The organism is Salmonella sp. 32010601201800023SM, assembly GCF_017572235.1.
GTDB lineage: Bacteria > Pseudomonadota > Gammaproteobacteria > Enterobacterales > Enterobacteriaceae > Salmonella > Salmonella enterica.
Genome location: NZ_JAGEQS010000003.1, coordinates 188,708 through 210,344, shown reverse-complemented (window position 1 = coordinate 210,344; position 21,637 = coordinate 188,708). Strand labels below are relative to the sequence as shown.

21 protein-coding genes and 2 pseudogenes are annotated in these 21,637 nt (G+C 52.5%); 8 read left to right on the top strand and 15 right to left on the bottom strand.

Features of this window, described 5'->3' with window-relative positions; translation table 11 throughout:
* Nucleotides 1-84 precede the first annotated feature (84 nt).
* The 4 genes from ridA to pyrL form a co-directional block, all read right to left on the bottom strand.
* Complete coding sequence (ridA, locus tag J4617_RS11820) at nt 85-471, bottom strand: 2-iminobutanoate/2-iminopropanoate deaminase (protein ID WP_000047544.1); 387 nt, start codon at nt 469-471, stop codon at nt 85-87.
* A gap of 76 nt (nt 472-547) precedes the next feature.
* A complete protein-coding gene (gene pyrI, locus J4617_RS11815) occupies nt 548-1,009 on the bottom strand; it encodes an aspartate carbamoyltransferase regulatory subunit (RefSeq protein WP_017465841.1) in 462 nt (153 codons plus the stop codon).
* Between the two features lie 12 nt (nt 1,010-1,021).
* Entirely contained in the window at nt 1,022-1,957 is a 936-nt protein-coding gene (pyrB, locus tag J4617_RS11810; RefSeq protein ID WP_000013055.1) for an aspartate carbamoyltransferase, read from the bottom strand.
* 35 nt (nt 1,958-1,992) lie between these two features.
* A complete protein-coding gene (gene pyrL / locus J4617_RS11805) occupies nt 1,993-2,094 on the bottom strand; it encodes a pyr operon leader peptide (protein WP_000249504.1) in 102 nt (33 codons plus the stop codon).
* On the opposite strand from pyrL, the pseudogene J4617_RS11800 reads away from it, so the two are divergent.
* Nucleotides 2,074-2,215: pseudogene (locus tag J4617_RS11800) on the top strand (hypothetical protein). The gene pyrL and the pseudogene J4617_RS11800 overlap by 21 nt on opposite strands.
* Here J4617_RS11800 and J4617_RS11795 read toward each other — a convergent pair.
* The 5 genes from J4617_RS11795 to arcA form a co-directional block, all read right to left on the bottom strand.
* Nucleotides 2,185-2,673: an arginine repressor gene (locus tag J4617_RS11795; protein ID WP_000666051.1), complete on the bottom strand. Its 489-nt coding sequence runs from the start codon at nt 2,671-2,673 to the stop codon at nt 2,185-2,187. The pseudogene J4617_RS11800 and the gene J4617_RS11795 sit on opposite strands and share 31 nt — an antisense overlap.
* Nucleotides 2,674-2,859: 186 nt before the next feature.
* A complete protein-coding gene (locus J4617_RS11790; protein WP_001523599.1) occupies nt 2,860-4,263 on the bottom strand; it encodes a YfcC family protein in 1,404 nt (467 codons plus the stop codon).
* A gap of 55 nt (nt 4,264-4,318) precedes the next feature.
* On the bottom strand, nt 4,319-5,323 hold the full coding sequence (gene argF, locus J4617_RS11785) for an ornithine carbamoyltransferase (protein ID WP_017465842.1): 1,005 nt from the start codon (nt 5,321-5,323) through the stop codon (nt 4,319-4,321).
* 111 nt (nt 5,324-5,434) lie between these two features.
* Nucleotides 5,435-6,367 carry a carbamate kinase gene (arcC, locus tag J4617_RS11780; protein WP_000428751.1) on the bottom strand — a complete coding sequence of 311 codons (933 nt, stop codon included), beginning with the start codon at nt 6,365-6,367 and terminating at the stop codon, nt 5,435-5,437.
* Nucleotides 6,368-6,377: 10 nt separating this feature from the next.
* Nucleotides 6,378-7,598 (bottom strand): arginine deiminase, encoded by a 1,221-nt coding sequence (gene arcA, locus J4617_RS11775; RefSeq protein ID WP_017465843.1) that lies wholly within the window; start codon nt 7,596-7,598, stop codon nt 6,378-6,380.
* Nucleotides 7,599-8,273: 675 nt separating this feature from the next.
* On the opposite strand from arcA, the gene J4617_RS11770 reads away from it, so the two are divergent.
* On the top strand, nt 8,274-8,726 hold the full coding sequence (locus J4617_RS11770) for a YhcH/YjgK/YiaL family protein (RefSeq protein ID WP_000583462.1): 453 nt from the start codon (nt 8,274-8,276) through the stop codon (nt 8,724-8,726).
* A 73-nt stretch (nt 8,727-8,799) separates the two neighbouring features.
* On the opposite strand, the gene argF (J4617_RS11765) is transcribed toward J4617_RS11770, so the two are convergent.
* Nucleotides 8,800-9,804, bottom strand: a complete 1,005-nt coding sequence (gene argF / locus J4617_RS11765) for an ornithine carbamoyltransferase (protein WP_017465844.1) — start codon at nt 9,802-9,804, stop codon at nt 8,800-8,802.
* Nucleotides 9,805-9,969: 165 nt separating this feature from the next.
* Between argF (J4617_RS11765) and rraB the strand changes: the two genes are divergently transcribed.
* Both rraB and miaE read left to right on the top strand, forming a co-directional pair.
* A complete protein-coding gene (rraB, locus tag J4617_RS11760; RefSeq protein WP_000002940.1) occupies nt 9,970-10,386 on the top strand; it encodes a ribonuclease E inhibitor RraB in 417 nt (138 codons plus the stop codon).
* Between the two features lie 11 nt (nt 10,387-10,397).
* Nucleotides 10,398-11,209: pseudogene (gene miaE, locus J4617_RS11755) on the top strand (tRNA isopentenyl-2-thiomethyl-A-37 hydroxylase MiaE).
* 233 nt (nt 11,210-11,442) lie between these two features.
* Here miaE and J4617_RS11750 read toward each other — a convergent pair.
* Nucleotides 11,443-11,931, bottom strand: coding sequence for a DUF3617 domain-containing protein (locus J4617_RS11750; protein WP_000826193.1), 489 nt, complete (start codon nt 11,929-11,931; stop codon nt 11,443-11,445).
* 106 nt (nt 11,932-12,037) lie between these two features.
* Nucleotides 12,038-12,541: a GNAT family N-acetyltransferase gene (locus J4617_RS11745; RefSeq protein ID WP_001519079.1), complete on the bottom strand. Its 504-nt coding sequence runs from the start codon at nt 12,539-12,541 to the stop codon at nt 12,038-12,040.
* A 194-nt stretch (nt 12,542-12,735) separates the two neighbouring features.
* Here J4617_RS11745 and J4617_RS11740 point away from each other — a divergent pair, with 194 nt between their 5' ends.
* The gene (locus J4617_RS11740; protein ID WP_001066984.1) at nt 12,736-13,923 is read left to right on the top strand and encodes a YjgN family protein; all 1,188 of its coding nucleotides are present in this window, start codon (nt 12,736-12,738) and stop codon (nt 13,921-13,923) included.
* Between the two features lie 141 nt (nt 13,924-14,064).
* Here the strand turns inward: J4617_RS11740 and J4617_RS11735 are convergent, their stop codons facing one another.
* From J4617_RS11735 to pepA, 3 genes are all read right to left on the bottom strand, one after another.
* Nucleotides 14,065-16,920, bottom strand: coding sequence for a valine--tRNA ligase (locus tag J4617_RS11735; RefSeq protein ID WP_017465845.1), 2,856 nt, complete (start codon nt 16,918-16,920; stop codon nt 14,065-14,067).
* Nucleotides 16,920-17,363, bottom strand: coding sequence for a DNA polymerase III subunit chi (holC, locus tag J4617_RS11730; protein ID WP_001523689.1), 444 nt, complete (start codon nt 17,361-17,363; stop codon nt 16,920-16,922). Before holC ends, J4617_RS11735 begins: the two co-directional genes overlap by 1 nt.
* 136 nt (nt 17,364-17,499) lie before the next feature.
* Complete coding sequence (pepA, locus tag J4617_RS11725) at nt 17,500-19,011, bottom strand: leucyl aminopeptidase (protein ID WP_000397158.1); 1,512 nt, start codon at nt 19,009-19,011, stop codon at nt 17,500-17,502.
* 280 nt (nt 19,012-19,291) lie between these two features.
* Here pepA and J4617_RS23000 point away from each other — a divergent pair, with 280 nt between their 5' ends.
* The 3 genes from J4617_RS23000 (at nt 19,292) to lptG (ending at nt 21,588) form a co-directional block, all read left to right on the top strand.
* Entirely contained in the window at nt 19,292-19,342 is a 51-nt protein-coding gene (locus tag J4617_RS23000) for a hypothetical protein (RefSeq protein ID WP_212724070.1), read from the top strand.
* A gap of 63 nt (nt 19,343-19,405) precedes the next feature.
* Complete coding sequence (lptF, locus tag J4617_RS11720; RefSeq protein ID WP_000584132.1) at nt 19,406-20,506, top strand: LPS export ABC transporter permease LptF; 1,101 nt, start codon at nt 19,406-19,408, stop codon at nt 20,504-20,506.
* Nucleotides 20,506-21,588, top strand: coding sequence for an LPS export ABC transporter permease LptG (gene lptG / locus J4617_RS11715; RefSeq protein WP_001182242.1), 1,083 nt, complete (start codon nt 20,506-20,508; stop codon nt 21,586-21,588). Before lptF ends, lptG begins: the two co-directional genes overlap by 1 nt.
* The last annotated feature ends 49 nt before the right edge of the window (nt 21,589-21,637 follow it).

The following is a 21,637-nucleotide window of genomic DNA, read 5'->3' as shown; positions in this document are numbered from 1 at the left end:
CGAAGTATTGTGAATTATCGGCCTGGATGGCATACCAGACCGAATAAGCGATAGCGCCATCCGGCCACTATCTATAAACGAGCGTTAGCGACGAACAGCGATCGCTTCAATCTCAATTTTCACGTCTTTCGGCAGACGGGCAACTTCCACGCAGGAACGCGCCGGGAAGGTGGCGTTGTGCTCGGTGAAGAAGGCTTCGTAGGTGGCGTTGACGGTCGCGAAATCGTTCAGGTCTTTCACGAATACGGTCGTTTTCACAATGTCGCCTACTTTCAGGCCAGCGGCTTCCACGATAGCTTTAACGTTTTCCAGCGACTGACGTGCCTGAGCGGATACGTCTTCCGCTACGGCACCGGTTTTCGGATCGACCGGAATCTGACCGGAAGTGATTACCATGCTACCCAGGTCAACGCCCTGTACGTATGGGCCGATTGCTGCTGGTGCATTTTCCGTCGCAATAGTTTTGCTCATGATTTCTCCTGAATTACAGCGGTAATAGAATGTCCCCGCTCATTATAGGGAGCCGGGATCTCATAACCAACCCCCATTAGTTGGCCAGCACCACATTATGCGAAAACTCTTTTTCACAGTATTTGCATTTGAGGGCGATATCATTGGCGCGTTTTTTCACTGCAAAGCTGGAGGATACCGGTTCCGCGTGGCTGATGCAGTTGCTGTTCGGGCAAACCAGCACATTATTAATACGCTCTGGCAGGCTGGGGCGTGATTTCCCGACTACGTCGTAGTTGTCGATGCGGTTAACGGTGGCCTGCGGCGCGTACAGAGCAAGTTGGTTAACCTGCTCTTCGGTGAGAAAGGTGTTTTCTATTTTGATTAAGTCTTTACGCCCCATCTCACCAGACGGGAGATTCAGACCGATAGTGATTCGCTGATCGGTCTCGGTCAATTTAAACAGACTCAGCAGTTTAAAGCCTACCTGCGCAGGGATATGGTCAATCACGGTGCCGCATTTAATGGCTTCAACCTGCAGTTTGTTATCGTGTGTCATCGTTTTTCTCCCTTACAGACTCAGTTCGCTATTCAGTACTAACGCCAGTAACGCCTGGCGAGCGAAAATACCGTTGCCTGCCTGTTGGAAGTACCAGGCGTGTGGCGTTTTATCCACATCCGTGGTGATTTCATCAATCCGCGGCAGCGGGTGCAGCACTTTCATATTTTCACGCGCGCCGTTCAGGTCGCTGGCGCGCAGAACAAACTGCGCCTTCACATTGGCGTACTCCGACGGGTCGAGACGCTCTTTCTGTACGCGAGTCATATAGAGGATGTCGACGTCGGCCATGACCTCTTCAATAGACCCATGCAGGCTCCAGGCCATCCCTTTTTCATCAAGCATATCCAGAATGTACTGCGGCATCGCCAGCGCGTCCGGCGCGATAAAATAAAAACGGTTGCCGCTAAATTTCGCCAGCGCCTGGGTTAGCGAATGCACGGTGCGGCCATATTTCAGATCGCCGACCATCGCGATATGCAAGTTATCCAGACGGCCCTGCGTTTCCTGGATGGTGAACAGATCCAACAGGGTCTGTGTCGGATGCTGGTTCGAACCGTCGCCCGCATTGAGCACCGGCACCTGACCGGAAAACTCCGTCGCCAGACGTGCCGCGCCTTCTTGCGGATGGCGCATCACAATCGCGTCCACGTAAGTGCTAATCACTGAGATCGTGTCGGCTAACGTTTCTCCTTTTTTCCCCAGCGACGTGTTGGCGCTGTCGGAGAAGCCCACTACGCTGGCGCCCAGGCGATGCATTGAAGTTTCAAACGACAGGCGGGTACGCGTGGAGGCTTCGAAAAAGCAGCTGGCGATCACTTTATGTTTCAAAAGCTCCGGCTGCGGGTTGGCTTTTAATTTCGCCGCCGTCGCCAGTACCAGATTAAGATCGTCGCGGCTGAGGTCGTTTATGGAAATGATATGTTTTTGATATAGCGGGTTAGCCATGTTTATCTCCTGACGCCTGGGCAAAAAAAAGCCCCTCAATTGAGGGGCTTGGTATTGGTTTTCAACGGAAAGAAAAACGGCAGGCCTGCGTCTTTTTTCAGACGCGGTAAGACAGAATGTCGTACACACTGAACCATGCTTCCTCCCGGCAAATTGTCCGCGATTATACTCAGCTCTGTTTTGGGATCAAGCGAATTAATGCATGATTTACTTGTCGCAAACGGTTCTTATGAATTTAAATTCATTTTAAGCAAATAATTAATTTGTTTGTGTACCAGCGCCGTGCGCTGAACGACCCGCGGTGCGACCCAGACAATACTGCTACCGGCAACGACGCCGAGAATTTCCGGCAATGCGTGGTAATCCAGAATTCTCGCGACGGCGCGACCATAACCTGCCGCCGTATGGATAAGGATAAATTCGCTATTATGTTCAACGCTAACGACCATTTCGGCTATTGAACGTCCGGCATCCGGCGAAGGACGCCGCTGGGGATTTACGGAATAAATCTTTTGTCCCTTCGTATTTCTGATTTTTATTGCGCCCAGCAGTTTGAGCAGGCGCGAAACCGTAGACTGACTGATACCTTCAAATCCCTCATTTTGTAAATCGCGGCGAATCTCCTCCTGGGACAGGTAACTTTTTTCACTAATCAGGCGCTGACAAACCGCCAGTTGCTGTTGTTCTTTGGCGGAGTAATCATCGTATTCCTTCATAAATGCACCTTATCTTTATTATTAATATCAACGGACTGGCGAAATTCATCACATTTGTCACATTGATTGCGGATCAATCGGGCGGTTTTGCAGGAAAATGAGAAGCCGATCAAAAAAGGTGACGGCGTGCCTGATGGCGCTGTGCTTATCAGTCCTGTCGGATAAGACGCGTCGCCATCTGGCTCGTTACATCATCGCTCCGATGCTCAGTACCGCCATATTCAGCAATGTCAGGATCAGTAACAGCGGCGCGACCCATTTCAGATAGCGAACATAGGGAACCCGCGCGATCGCCAGACCGCCCATGACCACGGCGGAGGTGGGCGTAACCAGGTTCACAATCCCGGAGGCCGACTGGTAGGCGGTTACGACCAAATCCCGCTGTACGTGGGCAAAATCCGCTAACGGCGCCATAATGGGCATCGTCAATACGGCAAGACCGGAAGAGGAGGGCACCAGGAAGGAAAGCAATACTTCCAGCCAGTAGGTTACGTTTATGAAAATAGTGGTAGAGAGGCCGGAAACCAGACTTTCCGCGCTGTGCAAAATGGTGTGGGTAATCATACCGTTATCCATGACCACCACAATGCCGCGCGCGATACCAATAATTAGCGCCACGCCGAGTAAATCCCGCGCGCCGTCAATAAAGGTACTGGTGAACGCTTCCTCGCCCATCCGCGTTATCACGCCAACGATAATCGCCGCCGCCAGAAAGACGCCGGAGATTTCCGCCATCCACCAGCCGAGAACCGCCACGCCGTAAATCATCACCGCGAAAGAGGCGGCGAAGATCAGCAGCACCCATTTCCGGGTAGCCGTAAACTCCAGCAGAGTATTGGCGCGATTGCCAAGGAAATGGGCGCGGTTTTCCGCCATTTTATCCGCCACGATAGAAAGCTCAGGATGGGCGCGGACTTTGCGCGCATAGCGCATTACCCAAAACACGCACAGTACGTAGCCGACAATTAACAGCAGTACGCGCATCAGCATTCCCTGAGTAAAAGGGATGCCGGCGGCGTTGGCGGCAATGACCGTGGCGAAAGGGTTAATGGTCGAACCGAGCGTGCCTATCCCTGCGCCGAGCAGTACGGTTGCCGCCGCCACTAACGGATCGAAGCGGGCCGCCATCATGACCGGTACCAGCAGCGTGTAGAAGGGCAACGACTCCTCCGCCATGCCATAAATAGTGCCGCCTGCGGCGAACAGCGCCATCAGAATGGGGATCATCCACTCATCTTTGCCGTTGAGTTTGGCTGTTACCCGTTCAATACCGGCATCAATCGCCCCCGTTTTATTCACCACCCCCAGAAAGCCGCCGATAATCAAGACAAACAGCGCGACGTCAATGGCGCCGGCGGTGTAGGTTTCGTGGTTATAGAGGCCGTCAATCGGCGCCAGTAAAACAGCGGTAATCCCTTGCGGATGCGCGTCCACAGGGGCATACGTTCCCGCCACCGGCACCTCTTTTCCCAGCGTGGCGTTCATCGCCATTTGGTATTTTCCCGCCGGCACAATCCAGGTCATCACCGCGACCAGGGCAATAAGAATAAACAGGATGGTATAAGCGGTGGGAAATTTAAATTTACCCATGATGTTCTCTCCTGATATCACGGATATGCGCCGCGAGGGCGCATATCCTGTGGGATTAGTCGCCGAGCGTCGCCACCATGACCGCTTTGATGGTGTGCATCCGGTTTTCCGCTTCATCGAAGACTATCGAGCCTGCGGCCTCGAACACCTCTTCCGTGACCTCCAGTCCTTTCAGGCCGTAAGCCATTTCGATTTCGCGTCCCACTTTGGTGTGCTCGTTATGGAAGGCGGGCAGGCAGTGCATAAACTTCACATCAGGATTACCGGTAGCGTTTACCACCTGCTGGTTGACCTGATATGGCGTCATCAGACTGACGCGCTCCGCCCAGGCTTCTTTGGGCTCTCCCATCGAGACCCAGACGTCGGTATAGAGGAAATCCACACCGTGAACGCCATCTTCAACGCTCTCCGTTAAGGTAATACGAGCGCCGGTAACGCTGGCGATTTCCCGGCACTGCGCGACCAGCGCGGCATCAGGCCAGAAGGACTTTGGCGCTATCAGGCGGATATCCATGCCCATCTTCGCCGCGCCCACCATCAGCGAGTTGCCCATGTTGTTGCGCGCGTCGCCCAGGTAGGCGAAGCTCAGTTCCGGCAGCGTTTTACCCGGCGCGTGTTCCAGCATGGTCATTAGATCGGCCAGGATCTGTGTGGGGTGAAATTCATCAGTCAGGCCGTTCCAGACGGGAACGCCCGCGTATTCCCCCAGCTCTTCCACAATGTGTTGACCAAAACCGCGATATTCGATGCCGTCATACATCCGCCCCAGGACGCGAGCAGTATCTTTCATGGACTCTTTATGGCCGATCTGCGAGCCGCTTGGGCCGAGATAAGTCACCTGCGCGCCCTGGTCGAACGCGGCGACTTCAAACGCGCATCGGGTGCGGGTAGAGGTTTTTTCAAAAATCAGCGCGATGTTTTTGCCGATCAGTGTTTGCTTTTCGCATCCGGCTTTTTTTGCGGCTTTCAGCTCAATAGCCAGATCGATGAGGTGTTGGATTTCCGCCGGGGTGTAGTCAAGCAGCTTCAAAAAGTTACGATTTTTCAGTGAAATAACCATTACAATATCCTTGTTAAAATGAATTGCCTGATGGCGCTGCGCTTATCCGGCCCACGGTTATGCGCGCTCTGTAGGCCGAATAAGGCGGAAGCCGCCATCCGGTAAAAAGCCTTATGCGTCAACGTCGGCGGTTTCACACCGAATCAAAGTACCTTTCTCGCCCGCGAGAATGGCTTGCCCATCCGCCAGCGAGCCGATTCCGGCAATGCCGCGGCAATGGCTGACAAACTCAGCGCAGGCGGTCACTTTCGGGCCCATCGAACCGGCGTCGAACTGCATTTCACGAAGCAGTTCCGGCGTAACCTGCGCCAGCGGGCGCTGGGTGGGCTTGCCCCAGTCGAGATACACCGCGTCGGCATCGGTCAGAATGAGCAGCGCGTCGGCGTGAATTTGGCTGGCAAGTAGGGCGGCGGACAGATCTTTGTCGATCACCGCCTCGATACCGTGGTAGCCATCGGCTTTTTCCACGACCGGTACGCCGCCGCCGCCGTTACAGATAACCAGGTGATCGCGGCTAATCAGCGCGCGGATGGCATCGTTTTCCACAATGCGTTTCGGCTGCGGGGAGGGCACAACGCGGCGGAAGGCGTTACCGTCGGCTTTGAATACCCAGCCCTTTTCTGCCTGTAACGCACGGGCTTGCGCTTCGTCGTAAATGGGGCCGATATATTTGGTTGGATTGAGGAATGCCGGGTCGTTGGCATCGACTTCGACCTGGGTGAGCAGGACGCTGATTTCACGCTCCGGCAGATGATTCTTCAGCGCCTGTTGCAGCATGTAGCCAATCATGCCCTGGCTTTCCGCACCGAGAATATCGAGCGGGTAGGGTGTAACGTTAGCGTAGGCGCTATTTTGTAGCGCCAGCAGTCCTACCTGTGGGCCGTTGCCGTGCACTAACACCACGCGCCATTGCCGCGTAAGCTGGGCGATGGTTCTGGCCGCCAGTTCGATATTTTTACGCTGAATATCAGCCTCCAGCGGTTCGCCGCGTTTGAGCAGCGCATTGCCGCCCAGCGCGACGACCAGTGTGCGTTTGTTTTCCATAACGTCTCCTTTAAATACCATCGCGTTCCAGTGGACAGCTCATGCAGCGTGCGCCCCCGCGCCCGCGACCCAGTTCATCGCCGGGAATGGGAAGGACGGTAATGCCGGCTTTGTCGTATTTTTCGTTGGTCCAGATGTTGCGCTCATAGCCCACCACCACGCCGGGACGCAGGGTGAGCACGTTATTGGCGTCATTCCACTGTTCGCGCTCAGCTTCAAATGCGTCGCCGCCAGTGGTGATTAAGCGCACCTGATCGATGCCAAGCGCTTTTTCAAGAGCATGAACCAGCGTGCTCTCCTGGGTTCGTTTCAGACCTCCGCGTCCGTCTGGCGTCAGCGTCCAGCACTGAACGTCCGGGCGAACGACTTCCGGATAGACGGAGAAGGTGTCGATATCAATGTGGGTCATGACGGTGTCAAGGTGCATACAGGAGCGATGTTTTGGCAGTTCAACGGCAATGACGCGTTCCGCCTGACGATGTTTAAACAATGCCTGCGCCAGGAACTCGACGCCCTGCGGCGTAGTACGTTCAGACATACCGATCAACACCGCGCCGCGGCCAATCACCAGCACATCGCCGCCCTCTAAAGTGGCGTGGTCGTAATTAATGTCCTCGTCGCCGAAATATTTAATGAAATCACCGCCTGCGAATTGAGGATGCCAGCGATAAATAGCACGTAAATTACTCGTTTCACGTTGGCGTGCAGGTTTCGCCATGGGGTTAATTGAGACGCCGTTATATATCCAGCAGGACGTGTCACGGGTAAATAGGTGATTCGGTAATGGCTTCATAATAAAGTCATTAATATCGTGAGTATCGACCACCATATTTTTTATGGAGGCGGGAATTTCGCCGTAAGTTAAACCGCCGCTTAAATGGCGAGCCAGTTCACGGTGCGGCATATCCGCCAGCCAGGCGCGAATATCTGCGGCAAAGGTGGGCCCAAGGCGATAATCGGAAATTTGCGTATCCAGTAGCCAGGCTTTAGCGTCAGCCACATCCAGCGTTTGGGTGAGCAGGTCGGTTAACAGCAACACTTCTATCCCTTGCTGGCGCAGCGTGTTGGCAAAAATGTCATGCTCTTCGCCAGCGCGCTCTACGGATAATACATCGTCAAAAAGTAATTCCTGACAATTTGAAGGGGTAAGTCTTTTTAGGCTGAGATTGGGCCGATGCAACATTACGCTGCGTAATTGACCGATTTCAGAACCGACAAAATGCTTTTCCATCATTATACCTTTTACATAATTTCAAGAATAAAGAAGGAGTGGCTGCAAATATTTAGCGTGCTTGCAGTCGCGGCGTTTCAGTTAAATTCGGGAGCAATGATTGAATTTTATTTGGGTTGTTAATGTGATGAGATTCACATCAATCAAGGAGTGCTATTTTTCTTACTTAATATATGAGCCGGGTCAGAGAAATTCAAAAAACAATAAGGCATTAAATGAATTACTACGCAGCTATATGGTTTGTTATTTTTTTATTGTTAATTATTTGTTTGTTGTATTGAATGATATTTAAATCTTAACTCATTGAAAATAAAATGATTATTTTTAATGGTTGCATAACTATGCGTGAGGGGGATTTTATTATCGGGGATATTTAAATAATTTAAAAATAACTATGGATAGAGAAGTCATTTATGCAGGGAGAGCGAATTGTGATCGCTAAAACGTTTTTATGTTAACGCCTTTAATATCAAAGCGTTGTTAGTGATGGCAATTTGGCGCCGCTGGGGTTTATGCATAGGTACTGCATAAAGTTGGGCGAACTATTAACAATATAGAAACACCGCTGGCGATAAACATGCGCTGGCGCAAAATCGATGAGAGTAAGGGTAGTATGGCAGCCATTTTTCTCGTATAAAGAGAAATATAAAACGCTGTTTTAACTAAGGGGATGCGATGATTATTGGCAATATTGAATATCTGGAGGCCTGGCTGCCGACGGCGTTACGGCAGGCGATTGAGCACGTCAATGCGCATGTCACGGCAACGACCGCGCCAGGTAAGTATGACATTGACGGCGACAGGCTGTTTTATATGATTTCTGAAAATATGACGGAGCCGGGCGAATCGCGCAGCGCAGAGTATCACGCCCGTTATCTTGATATTCAGATTGTGCTACAAGGTCAGGAAGGGATGGCATTCAGTACCCGGCCTGCGGGAACGCCGCACACGGACTGGCTGGCGGATAAAGACATTGCATTTTTACCGACGAGCGTCGACGAGAAAACCGTCGTCCTGAACGAAGGCGACTTTGTGGTGTTTTATCCCGGCGAAGTGCATAAGCCCCTGTGCGCGGTGGGAGAACCGGCGCGGGTACGTAAAGCGGTTGTGAAAATGCTGATGGCGTAATATTTTGTGCCGGATGGCGGCGCCTGCACGTTGCGATCTTGTAGGCCAACCGCCATCCGGCATCATCACGACATTATTTAGACAGCGTCGCTACCATTACTGCTTTGATGGTATGCATGCGGTTTTCCGCTTCATCAAAGACAATGCTGGCCGCAGACTCAAAAACCTCGTCGGTCACCTCCATCCCGCCATGTAAACCGTACTCTTCGGCCATTTTTTTGCCGAGCGTGGTTTCGTCATCATGGAACGCAGGCAGACAATGCAGGAACTTAACCTGCGGATTGCCGGTTAACGCCATCATCTGGCTGTTGACCTGATAATCACGCAGCAGGGCAATACGCTCCGCCCATTTCTCTTTGGGTTCGCCCATAGAGACCCAAACATCGGTATAGATAAAATCCGCGCCTTTTACGCCTGAGGCGATATCTTCGGTCAGGGTGATGGCGCCGCCGTTCTTTTTCGCCATGGCGCTGCACTCCGCCACTAACGCGGCTTGCGGCCAGTAGGCTTTTGGCGCGACCAGACGGAGATCCAATCCTGTTAACGCGGCGGCTTCCAGCATGGAGTTACCCATGTTATTACGCGCGTCTCCGGCATAGACCAACGTCATCTCGTTAAAGGCTTTACCCGGCAGATGTTCCTGCATGGTGAGCAGATCCGCCAGTAATTGCGTTGGGTGATACTCATCGGTTAAACCGTTCCATACCGGCACACCGGAATATTCAGCCAGCGTTTCGACGATCTCCTGGCCATATCCTCGATACTGAATACCGTCAAACATCCGGCCCAGGACGCGGGCAGTATCTTTGATGGACTCTTTATGGCCGATCTGGCTCCCGCTGGAACCCAGGTACGTCACGCGCGCCCCCTGATCGTATGCGGCAACTTCGAAAGAGCATCGTGTCCGGGTCGAGTCTTTTTCGAAGATGAGCGCAATATTCTTACCCACCAGCTTTTGTTCTTCTTTACCGTTTTTCTTATCGGCTTTCAGTTTGGCGGCAAGCTGCAACAGAGCAGTGAGCTCGCTGGCGGTGAAATCAAGTAACTTTAAAAAAGGTTTTTGGTAAAACGTAGACATACTTCCCTCACATGGCTTAGGCCTCTCATTGAATTAAAATTCACTTTATATGGATGATTATTCATTTGCAACCCTGTTTGATAAAACTTTTCTCGATAAGGTGGAGGCAACGTCGGCGGTATGTGACAATAAGAGTATCGGCAGGACATCTATGAGGAACGAGCTATGGCAAACCCGGAATTACTGGAAGAGCAGCGTGAAGAAACGCGGTTAATTATTGAAGAGTTACTTGAGGATGGCAGCGATCCGGATGCGCTGTACACTATCGAGCATCACCTTTCCGCTGACGATTTCGAAACGTTGGAAAAAGCCGCGGTAGAAGCCTTTAAACTCGGCTATGAAGTGACGGAGCCGGAAGAGCTGGAAGTGGAAGAGGGCGATACGGTTATTTGTTGCGACATCCTCAGCGAGTGCGCGTTGAACGCCGAACTCATCGACGCTCAGGTTGAGCAACTGATGAACCTGGCGGAAAAATATGATGTCGAATACGACGGCTGGGGAACCTATTTCGAAGACCCTAATGGCGAAGAGGGTGACGACGACGATTATGTCGATGAAGATGACGACGGCGTGCGTCACTAAAGCTGCATAGTATGACGGTACGGCAGCGTCTGCTGTCGTATTTTTTTACAGGTTACGTATGAATTACCCGCAAATACTCTCTCCGGTGCTTAATTTCCTGCATTGCCCGACGCCGCAGGCGTGGATTGTCCAGGCCCGCGATCCGCAAAATCTTCCTCTTCTGCTTACCGATCACCTGATCTGCGAACTGAAGGCTGCGCAAACCGCGTTGCTGTTGGTGCGTAAATATGTCGCCGATAAATCGGGCGCCGACGCGCTGCTCGCCTGGCTGCAACCTTACGAGGCGTTCGCGTTTCGTCAGGGGCCGGAGCCGGATTTTGTTGCCCTGCATAAACAGATTAGCAAAAGCGCCATGCCGCAAACTGATGACCCCTGGGGACGTCAGCTTATCGACCGTATGGTGTTATTGATTAAAGAGGAGTTGCACCATTTTTGGCAGGTACGCGAGGTCATGCAGGCCAGAAACATTCCTTATGTGAAAATCACCGCCAGCCGCTACGCGAAAGGAATGTTGAAAGCGGTACGCACGCACGAACCGCTCACCTTAATTGATAAGCTGATTTGCGGGGCGTATATCGAAGCCCGCTCCTGCGAACGTTTTGCCGCTCTGGCGCCTTGGCTGGATGAGGATTTACAGACGTTTTATCTCTCGCTTCTGCGCTCCGAAGCGCGGCATTATCAGGATTACCTGGCGCTGGCGCAGCAGATTTCCGCCGAGGACATTTCTGCGCGCGTGCGCTATTTTGGCGAGGTGGAAGCTGACCTTATCTTGTCGCCAGACCGCGAGTTTCGTTTTCATAGCGGCGTGCCAGCCGCCGGATAAAGGGTAAAATTAAAGATTAGCGTTTTTATCTTTTACGCTGTCGCCACCTGCGTGGTCATCCGCCCGGCATCAAACTGCTGGCGAGCAGGAAAAGTCATTTTCATGATATTCTGTCCTGAGTAAAGCCTGCCCTGAGGCAGGCAAAAAGAACTCACTCAGTGTTATATTCCCGAAAGGTTACCGTGAACAATGCCCTTTTTGCATCATCACTACGGGTTCTTGTGTTGAAATACTTACTGTTTCACGCCTTTTGACGCTTCAGAGCAGGTCTTGCCAACAAAGGTTTGTTTAATTTTGTTGATGGAGGTTGTTTTATTACCTCCTGCATCGACATCCGATTTCATGGTCATCGCAAATTCTGTATCGCTTATTTTCGTCGTTTCTACAATAGAGTGCGATTTGACATCAGGATTATTACACACAGTCTCATTGATCAGTTTGGTATCCGTACTTTCTACAAATGTTGTCGTGCAACCGCCTGCACTGGTAGAAAAACCCTTCACCATTTTTTTAGAATCTTCAGACATTTTAGGGGTATAACACATAAGCGTCGCTATGCCCGAATTTTTTTCATCCATTAATACTTCTTTTGTATCTGGATTGATGGTGCGCATTTCTATATTTTCCATTTTCCATTCGCCGGGCTGTATATCTAATGCATATACATTAGATATACTAATAAACATAGCGGGGAAAACAATTGCTGATAATAGGCGTTTCATTTATAACTTCCTTGAATAATAAGTGATTCCCGGATAACAGGATGTTTCCGGGATTACTTATATCAGCAAAAATAATACCTGGCGAGGATAAATAAACGCCTGGTTTTCAGAGATCCTTTAACATCCTCACTTCGCAATCGACATGTCCGGTGCAGCCGAGCGGTTCGCTAATATGTTCAAATCCTAAACGTTCGTATAGCGCAATCGCCTCGCGTAAAAAAGCCGTTGTTTCCAGATAGCAGCGTTTAAAACCCTGTTCACGGGCATGATCCAGCGCCATCAGCGCCAGCTTTTTCGCCAGCCCCTGACCACGAATCACCGGTAAAAAATACATTTTTTGCAGTTCACAAATGTCTGGTTCGCTACAGGATAACGGCGCCACGCCACCGCCGCCCACCACACAACCGTTTTGCTCTACCACCCAGTAGGCCGCGCCCGGTTGGCTATAAACCTGATACAGTTCATCCAGATTGGGGTCGGCAACGGTATAACCTTTATCGGCGGTAAGTCCGTATTCCGCTGAAACCTGACGGATGACACGGGCAATAGCGGCATTGTCGGCGGTAGTGATTCGGCGCACCGTGAGCGTTGGCGAGGCGACATTATTCATAATATGGCTCAATTTTTAAAATTTATTTATAGATTACTTTAATACCACCGTCTTGAGTTACGCGCAAGGAGATCCTAAATCAGACAAAATAAAAGGCGGAAAAATTAAACAAAAATAGTATCGTAGTCAAATCAGTAACAATTTACTGGTTTTTATTATTAATTCTAATAGATTGTAATTCAGGGATATGATTCATGAATAACGTTATCAGTAGTAAAGATAACCATAATCACACGTTGGTGTTTACAGGCAAGGGCGGAAAGTATTTTGTTATTTGCCTTGTGAATTTCTTGTTGACGTGTATCACGTTGGGAATCTATGCGCCGTGGGCGATGGTGAAATGTCGACGTTATATTTATACTAATATGACGCTAAACAATCAGCCTTTTGCTTACAAAGCCACGGGCGGCGCATTATTTATTAGTGTGTTGTTAGTTTTTATTATTTATATTGTTAGCCTCTCTCTTATTGAACACGGTCATCCCGGTCTCGGTTTTACGCTATTCGGCTTATTAATTGCGATTATTCCTTTTATGGCGGTGAAAGGATTACAGTATCAGGCGATGATGACTTCGCTTAATGGCGTACATTTTGGATTCCAGTGTTCCATGCGGCGCGCCTGGTGGTACATGTTCGCTCTTCCTGTACTCCTGATGGTGGCGCTTTATATTGTTCTTTATATTATCTCACTGGTAACCATCGCCGTCGGCGGTTTAGTGTTCAGTATCGTTTTTCTCGGTTTGCTGGCTATTATTGGGATAGGGGTCATTAACGGTATTACCTACAGCAAATGGATGACCTTGTTTGGTAATGGCGCAAACTTTGGCATTCATCGTTTCTCGATTCAGGTTAATGTTAAAACGTGCATCAGAGGGTGCGTGTTGGCAATGTTGACCCTTTTCCCTTTTGCTGTCGTGATTGGTTATCTAATCGCGCCGGTGTTCACCGACATGATTCTTTTGAGTATGATGGGGAATGCGCAGGCAGGAGGGGCGCTTATTCTGCAATATTATGGCCAGATAATGGCATGTTATTTCCTCTATTTTCTCGCGATTATTGTGGTAACCAGTTACTTATATGTGGCGTTACGCAACCTGTTTTTAAACAATTTGTCACTGGCGAACGATTCGATTCGTTTTCATTCCTCTGTCACTGCACACGGTATGCTGTGGCGGTTACTGGTGGTGTTTGTGATTTCCGGCGTGACCTTAGGGCTGGCTTATCCGTGGTTGAAAATTTGGCTGGTGAGCTGGCTGGCGCAGAATACACAGGTCCAGGGCGATCTGGATTCGCTTGAGTTAACCAATGATGAGAAGCCGCTGGAAAACAGCCCGCTAATGTGGATTTCTCGTGGCATCATGCCTTACTTCCCGTTTATCTGATGTAAAAAGGCCGACGTTTACGTCGGCCCATAATTCATGTTGTCGGATGGCGGCGTGAATGCCTTATCCGGCCTACCGATCGCGCCATGTCAATAAGCGAACGTGTAGGCCTGGTAAGCGAAGCGCCATCAGGCTTTCAGATTACAGCGCGCTAATAACTGCCTGCTGCTCAATCAGCTTCGCTTTGGCTTCTGCATAACCTTCCAGCTTCTCACGCTCTTTGGCAATCACCGCTTCCGGCGCACGGGCGACGAAACCTTCGTTGGACAGTTTGCCTTCGATACGGGCAATCTCGCCTTCGATTTTCGCCACTTCTTTCGCCAGACGCGCCAGCTCATCGTCTTTGTTGATGAGGCCTGCCATCGGGATCAGCAGTTCGGCGCCGTCGATGATTTTGGTCACGGAAACCGGGCCTTTGTCATCGGCTGGCAGCACGGTGATGCTTTCCAGACGCGCCAGGGTTTGCAGGAAGCTACGGTTGTCGTTAACACGACGAACGGCTTCTTCACTACAGCCGCGCAGCAGCAGTTCCAGCGGTTTGCCCGGGGCGATGTTCATTTCCGCACGAATGTTACGTACTGCGACGATCGCCTGCTTCAGCCACTCGGTATCGGCCAACGCGGCTTCATCCACCTGTGCGGCGTTATATTCCGGGAACGGCTGCAGCATGATGGTGTCGGCGGTAATACCGCAAATGACCTTCACGCGCTGCCAGATGGTTTCGGTGATGAACGGAATGATCGGGTGCGCCAGACGCAGCAAACCTTCCAGTACGGTGACCAGCGTATGGCGGGTGCCACGCAGTTCAGACTCGGAACCTCCGGTCATCACCGGTTTGGTCAGCTCCAGATACCAGTCGCAGAACTGGTTCCAGGTGAACTCGTACAGAATGCCCGCGGCGATATCGAAGCGGAAGCTGTCCAGAGCGTCGCGGTAGGCTTTAACGGTCTGGTTGAATTCCGCCAGGATCCAGCGGTCCGCCAGCGACAGCGTCATTTCGCCGCCATTGAAGCCGCAATCCTGCTCTTCAGTGTTCATCAGCACAAAGCGGCTGGCGTTCCACAGCTTGTTACAGAAGTTACGGTAACCTTCCAGACGCTTCATATCCCAGTTGATGTCGCGGCCGGTCGAGGCCAGCGCCGCCAGGGTAAAGCGCAGAGCGTCGGTGCCGTGCGGCTCAATGCCGTTCGGGAACTGCTTCTCGGTACGCTTGCGGATTTTCTCCGCCATCTGCGGCTGCATCATGTTGCCGGTGCGTTTTTCCAGCAGTTCCGGCAGGGAGATGCCGTCCACCATATCCAGCGGGTCGATAACGTTACCCTTGGATTTGGACATCTTCTGGCCTTCGTCGTCGCGAATCAGACCGGTCATGTAGACGGTATGGAACGGCACCTGCGGCTTGCCGTTTTCATCTTTGATGAAGTGCATGGTCATCATGATCATGCGGGCAATCCAGAAGAAGATGATGTCGAAGCCGGAAACCATCACGCTGGTCGGGTGGAACTGACGCAGCGCGTCGGTGTTTTCCGGCCAGCCGAGGGTAGAGAAAGTCCACAGCGCGGAGGAGAACCAGGTATCAAGAACGTCTTCGTCCTGACGCAGCGCAACGTCGGCGCCGAGGTTATTTTCCTGACGCACTTCGTCTTCGGTACGGCCAACGTAGACGTTGCCGTCGTTGTCGTACCATGCCGGGATACGGTGACCCCACCACAGCTGACGGGAGATACACCAGTCCTGAATATCGCGCATCCAGGAGAAGTACATGTTTTCGTACTGCTTCGGTACGAACTGGATGCTACCGTTTTCAACGGCTTCAACCGCTGGTTTCGCCAGCACGTCGGCACGCACGTACCACTGGTCGGTGAGCATCGGTTCGATAACTACACCGCCACGGTCGCCGTAAGGGACGGTCAGATCGTGCGGTTTAATTTCTTCCAGCAGGCCGAGCGCGTCAACCGCAGCAACGACTGCTTTACGGGCAGCAAAGCGTTCCAGCTTCTGGAACTCAGCCGGAATCTCGCTGGAATAAACGTCAGACTCTTCACCTTTGGTATCGAACACTTCCGCGCTTTCGCGAATGTCGCCATCAAAGGTCAGGATGTTGATCATCGGCAGGGCGTGACGTTTCCCGACTTCATAGTCGTTAAAGTCGTGCGCCGGGGTGATCTTCACGCAGCCGGTGCCTTTTTCCATATCGGCGTGTTCGTCGCCCACAATCGGAATGCGGCGGTTAACCAGCGGCAGAATAACGAATTTGCCAATCAAATCTTTATAACGCGGATCTTCCGGGTTCACGGCCACGCCGGTATCGCCCAGTACGGTTTCCGGACGGGTGGTGGCGACAACCAGGTAATTTTTACCGTCTGCGGTTTTCGCGCCGTCGGCAAGCGGATAGCGGATGTGCCACATGGAGCCTTTGGACTCGCGGTTTTCCACTTCCAGGTCAGAGATGGCGGTGCGCAGCTTCGGGTCCCAGTTCACCAGGCGTTTGCCACGGTAAATCAGGTCTTCTTTGTACAGGCGAACAAAGACTTCTTTCACGGCATTGGAAAGACCTTCGTCCATGGTGAAGCGCTCGCGCTCCCAGTCAACGGAGTTGCCGAGACGGCGCATCTGACGGGTAATGGTGCCGCCGGATTCCGCTTTCCACTGCCAGATTTTGTCGATAAACGCATCGCGGCCGTAGTCGTGACGGGTTTTACCTTCTTCAGCGGCAATCTTACGCTCAACCACCATCTGGGTCGCGATCCCGGCGTGGTCGGTGCCGACCTGCCACAGGGTGTTTTTACCCTGCATACGCTGGTAACGGATCATGGTATCCATGATGGTTTGCTGGAAAGCATGTCCCATATGCAAACTGCCGGTGACGTTCGGCGGCGGGATCATGATGCAGAAGGACTCTTTGCTTTCGTCGCCGTTAGGCTTGAAATAGCCCTGCTTTTCCCAGTGCTCGTAAAGCGGCTGTTCGATATCTTGGGGGTTATATGTCTTTTCCATTATTTCCAGGTTGCCGTATTCAGGTTAAAACCAGCCACGCGGTAGGCTTTGTAGCGTTCGCGCGCCAGTTGTTTCAAAGTTTCTTCGTAAGGGACGAAGTCTACCACTTCTGTGAAAGCGGTGGCAAAATCTGCAAAGCTTGTACGCAGGCTGATTAAAATATCGCGCGGGCTGCTGTTGCGTTTTTGCGGCCAGGCGATTTCAACCGGCGCGCCGCCGCGTGGGCCTTCGCCTGCCAGATTGTGCGGGACAAAACTTTCCGCCGGTCTTGCCCACAGCGCTTCATCCAGCCGAATGGCCTGCTTCTCATCTTCGCAGGCGATCAGCACGCGCTTGCCCGCGCGCCAACGTTCTGCGGCAATTTCACACACCAGTTGTTCAACGGCGCTTAAACCGTTGACGGTGGTGTCATTGTCCAGAAGATAGAACGTCGCATTCTTCATATATGAGGCTTCTTGTGGTGGATTTAAATGCGTTGCCATGATGCACCCCGTAGGCCGGATAAGCGTGGCGCCATCCGGCAAAACGCCTGATGGCGGCGCTAATGCGCCTTATCAGGCCTACGGGGTAATCTCAAACTTACTCTTCGCCGTTAAAGCCCGCACGATTGAGCAGGAACTGCGACAGCAGCGCTACCGGACGACCCGTCGCGCCTTTCGCTTTGCCGGAACGCCAGGCGGTACCAGCGATATCCAGGTGCGCCCAGTTGTACTTACGGGTAAAGCGCGACAGGAAGCAGCCCGCGGTGATAGCGCCGCCAGGACGACCACCAATGTTCGCCATATCCGCAAAGTTGGACTCCAGTTGTTCCTGGAACTCATCGCCCAGCGGCAGACGCCACGCGCGGTCGCCCGCTTGTTCGGACGCGCCGATCAGTTCATGTGCCAGCGGGTTGTGGTTCGACATCAGACCGGTAATGTGATGGCCCAGCGCAATCACGCAGGCGCCAGTTAGCGTCGCGACGTCAATGACGGCTTCCGGTTCGAAGCGCTCAACGTAGGTCAGCACGTCGCACAAAACCAGACGGCCTTCGGCATCGGTATTCAGCACTTCAACCGTTTGACCAGACATGGTGGTCAGTACGTCGCCCGGACGATACGCGCGTCCGCCCGGCATGTTTTCACAGCCCGCCAGTACGCCGATAACGTTAATCGGAAGCTGAAGCTCGGCGACCATACGCATCACGCCGTAAACCGCCGCCGCGCCGCACATGTCGTACTTCATCTCGTCCATCCCTTCAGATGGCTTGATGGAGATGCCGCCGGAGTCGAAGGTCAGGCCCTTACCCACCAGCACGATCGGACGCGCGTCTTCGGACGGATTGCCCTTGTACTCAATCACCGACATCAGCGATTCATTCTGCGAACCGTGGCCGACCGCCAGATAAGCGTTCATACCCAGTTCGCGCATTTGCTGTTCGCCGATCACGCGGGTGATGACATTTTTGCTGTAGCTGTCGGCCAACTGGCGCGCCTGTGACGCCAGGTAGGCGGCGTTACAGATATTGGGCGGCATGTTGCCGAGATCTTTCGCAGCCTTAATCCCGGCGGCGATGGCCAGACCGTGCTGAATGGCGCGTTCGCCGCTGGTGAGCTCACGGCGGGTCGGCACATTAAAGACCATCTTACGTAGCGGGCGGCGCGGCTCGCTCTTGTTGGTCTTGAGTTGATCAAAGCTATAAAGCGTCTCTTTGGCCGTTTCGACGGCCTGACGCACTTTCCAGTAGTTGTTGCGGCCTTTGACGTGCAGTTCGGTCAGGAAACAGACGGCTTCCATCGAACCAGTATCATTCAGAGTATTTATCGTTTTCTGAATAACCTGCTTATACTGACGTTCATCAAGCTCGCGCTCTTTGCCGCAACCAATGAGGAGGATTCGCTCGGAAAGAACGTTAGGAACATGGTGCAGCAACAGAGTCTGCCCCGGTTTTCCTTCCAGTTCGCCGCGACGCAGCAATGCGCTGATGTATCCGTCGCTAATTTTGTCGAGCTGTTCTGCAATCGGAGAAAGGCGACGCGGTTCAAAGACGCCCACGACAATGCAGGCACTCCGCTGTTTCTCCGGGCTACCGCTTTTTACACTGAACTCCATGCACTATGCTCCTGAATCTTAAAGACAACAGTGGTGGCTACAGCTATACTCGTCGTCTTTCAAGTTGCAGATGCGTTGGCTGCGCCTGCTCGCCCCTGTCGCTTACCTGATGTAAGCTCCGGGGCTTCACAGTCTTGCCGCCTGCCTGCAACTCGAAATCCATTAGAGTATAGAAATTGAAAGCTTTCGTAACTCATGTCCGCTGTTGCGGTGACTTCGTGTTAATCTTAACGTTATTACGGCATTGGCACGTCAGAACAAGTTCTGAGAGGTGAATCCGCTGAGTATAATGATCTTAGCGATGATTTCGACGACTCAAGAGAATAAATGACGTTTAAGCCATGAAACAAGCTAAATTCCAGCAAAAAAATGGGTTTTTACGGGCGTATTTAAAGTGATAATCATAAGATATCTGGTGCGGGAGACGCTCAAAAGCCAGCTGGCGATACTCTTCATCTTACTTTTGATCTTCTTTTGTCAAAAGTTAGTGAGGATTCTCGGCGCGGCGGTTGACGGCGATATTCCCGCAAATCTGGTGCTCTCGCTTCTGGGGCTGGGCGTACCGGAAATGGCGCAGCTCATCCTGCCTTTAAGCCTGTTCCTGGGGCTGCTGATGACGCTGGGCAAACTGTATACCGAAAGTGAAATTACGGTCATGCACGCCTGTGGGTTGAGCAAAGCCGTGCTGGTAAAGGCCGCCATGGTACTGGCGTTATTTACCGGTATCCTTGCGGCGGTTAACGTGATGTGGGCCGGCCCCTGGTCGTCAAAACACCAGGATGAAGTGCTGGCGGAGGCGAAAGCGAACCCCGGTATGGCGGCGTTGGCGCAGGGGCAATTCCAGCAGGCGACCAACGGCAGCTCGGTGCTGTTTATCGAAAGCGTTGACGGCAGCGACTTCCACGATGTTTTCCTGGCGCAAATTCGTCCTAAGGGCAATGCTCGTCCTTCTGTGGTAGTGGCCGATTCCGGACACCTTACTCAGTTGCGCGATGGTTCCCAGGTTGTCACCTTAAACAAAGGGACGCGTTTTGAAGGGACGGCGTTGCTACGCGATTTTCGCATCACCGACTTCCAGAACTATCAGGCGATTATTGGCCATCAGGCCGTGGCGCTGGACCCGAACGATACCGACCAGATGGACATGCGCACGCTGTGGAATACCGACAACGATCGCGCTCGCGCCGAGCTGCACTGGCGTATCACGTTAGTCTTTACCGTATTTATGATGGCGCTGATGGTCGTGCCGCTCAGCGTGGTGAATCCACGTCAGGGGCGCGTCTTGTCTATGTTGCCCGCCATGCTGCTTTATCTGCTGTTCTTCCTGATCCAGACCTCCATTAAATCGAATGGCGGTAAAGGCAAACTGGACCCGGTTATCTGGATGTGGGCGGTCAACCTGATCTATCTGGCGTTGGCGATTGGTTTAAACCTGTGGGATACGGTGCCGGTCCGCCGCCTGCGTGCCCGTTTTCTGCGTAAAGGAGCGGTATAATGCAGCCATTTGGTGTACTTGACCGCTATATCGGTAAAACCATTTTTACCACCATCATGATGACGTTGTTCATGCTGGTGTCGCTCTCCGGGATCATCAAGTTTGTCGATCAGCTGAAAAAAGCGGGGCAGGGTAACTACGACGCGCTGGGCGCGGGTATGTACACCCTGCTCAGCGTACCTAAGGATATCCAGATCTTCTTTCCTATGGCGGCGCTGCTTGGCGCGCTGCTGGGACTGGGGATGCTGGCGCAGCGTAGCGAACTGGTGGTGATGCAGGCATCGGGTTTCACCCGTATGCAGGTGGCGCTGTCGGTGATGAAAACGGCTATCCCCCTGGTGCTGTTAACCATGGCGATCGGCGAATGGGTCGCCCCGCAGGGCGAGCAGATGGCGCGTAACTATCGTGCGCAGGCGATGTATGGCGGTTCGCTGCTTTCCACCCAGCAAGGTCTGTGGGCGAAAGACGGGAATAACTTTGTCTATATTGAACGAGTGAAGGGCGACGAGGAGCTGGCCGGCATTAGTATTTACGCTTTCAACGATCAGCGTCGTTTGCAGTCGGTGCGTTACGCCGCTTCGGCAAAATTCGACCCGGAGCATAAGGTCTGGCGTTTGTCGCAGGTGGATGAGTCCGATCTGCAAAACCCGAAACAGATCACCGGTTCGCAGACGGTGAGCGGCACCTGGAAAACGAATCTGACGCCGGATAAGTTAGGCGTGGTGGCGCTGGACCCGGATGCGCTTTCCATCAGCGGTCTGCATAACTACGTTAAATATCTGAAGTCGAGCGGACAGGACGCCGGACGTTATCAGCTCAATATGTGGAGTAAAATCTTCCAGCCGCTCTCCGTGGCGGTGATGATGCTGATGGCGCTGTCGTTTATCTTTGGACCGCTGCGTAGTGTGCCGATGGGCGTGCGCGTGGTGACGGGGATTAGCTTCGGCTTCGTCTTCTACGTCCTCGACCAGATTTTTGGCCCGCTGACGCTGGTATACGGCATTCCGCCGATTGTCGGCGCGCTGCTGCCGAGCGCGTCTTTCTTCCTGATTAGCCTGTGGCTAATGCTGCGTAAGTCGTAATCACAGTAATCGTAGGCCTGATGGCGCTGTGCTTTTCAGGCCTACTCCG

What these genes read in the sequence shown, in the direction of transcription:
- ridA (WP_000047544.1), bottom strand. Translation starts at nt 471, where the DNA reads ATGAGCAAAACTATTGCGACGGAAAATGCACCAGCAGCAATCGGCCCA.
- pyrI (WP_017465841.1), bottom strand. Translation starts at nt 1,009, where the DNA reads ATGACACACGATAACAAACTGCAGGTTGAAGCCATTAAATGCGGCACC.
- pyrB (WP_000013055.1), bottom strand. Translation starts at nt 1,957, where the DNA reads ATGGCTAACCCGCTATATCAAAAACATATCATTTCCATAAACGACCTC.
- pyrL (WP_000249504.1), bottom strand. Translation starts at nt 2,094, where the DNA reads ATGGTTCAGTGTGTACGACATTCTGTCTTACCGCGTCTGAAAAAAGAC.
- J4617_RS11795 (WP_000666051.1), bottom strand. Translation starts at nt 2,673, where the DNA reads ATGAAGGAATACGATGATTACTCCGCCAAAGAACAACAGCAACTGGCG.
- J4617_RS11790 (WP_001523599.1), bottom strand. Translation starts at nt 4,263, where the DNA reads ATGGGTAAATTTAAATTTCCCACCGCTTATACCATCCTGTTTATTCTT.
- argF (WP_017465842.1), bottom strand. Translation starts at nt 5,323, where the DNA reads ATGGTTATTTCACTGAAAAATCGTAACTTTTTGAAGCTGCTTGACTAC.
- arcC (WP_000428751.1), bottom strand. Translation starts at nt 6,367, where the DNA reads ATGGAAAACAAACGCACACTGGTCGTCGCGCTGGGCGGCAATGCGCTG.
- arcA (WP_017465843.1), bottom strand. Translation starts at nt 7,598, where the DNA reads ATGGAAAAGCATTTTGTCGGTTCTGAAATCGGTCAATTACGCAGCGTA.
- J4617_RS11770 (WP_000583462.1), top strand. Translation starts at nt 8,274, where the DNA reads ATGATTATTGGCAATATTGAATATCTGGAGGCCTGGCTGCCGACGGCG.
- argF (WP_017465844.1), bottom strand. Translation starts at nt 9,804, where the DNA reads ATGTCTACGTTTTACCAAAAACCTTTTTTAAAGTTACTTGATTTCACC.
- rraB (WP_000002940.1), top strand. Translation starts at nt 9,970, where the DNA reads ATGGCAAACCCGGAATTACTGGAAGAGCAGCGTGAAGAAACGCGGTTA.
- J4617_RS11750 (WP_000826193.1), bottom strand. Translation starts at nt 11,931, where the DNA reads ATGAAACGCCTATTATCAGCAATTGTTTTCCCCGCTATGTTTATTAGT.
- J4617_RS11745 (WP_001519079.1), bottom strand. Translation starts at nt 12,541, where the DNA reads ATGAATAATGTCGCCTCGCCAACGCTCACGGTGCGCCGAATCACTACC.
- J4617_RS11740 (WP_001066984.1), top strand. Translation starts at nt 12,736, where the DNA reads ATGAATAACGTTATCAGTAGTAAAGATAACCATAATCACACGTTGGTG.
- J4617_RS11735 (WP_017465845.1), bottom strand. Translation starts at nt 16,920, where the DNA reads ATGGAAAAGACATATAACCCCCAAGATATCGAACAGCCGCTTTACGAG.
- holC (WP_001523689.1), bottom strand. Translation starts at nt 17,363, where the DNA reads ATGAAGAATGCGACGTTCTATCTTCTGGACAATGACACCACCGTCAAC.
- pepA (WP_000397158.1), bottom strand. Translation starts at nt 19,011, where the DNA reads ATGGAGTTCAGTGTAAAAAGCGGTAGCCCGGAGAAACAGCGGAGTGCC.
- lptG (WP_001182242.1), top strand. Translation starts at nt 20,506, where the DNA reads ATGCAGCCATTTGGTGTACTTGACCGCTATATCGGTAAAACCATTTTT.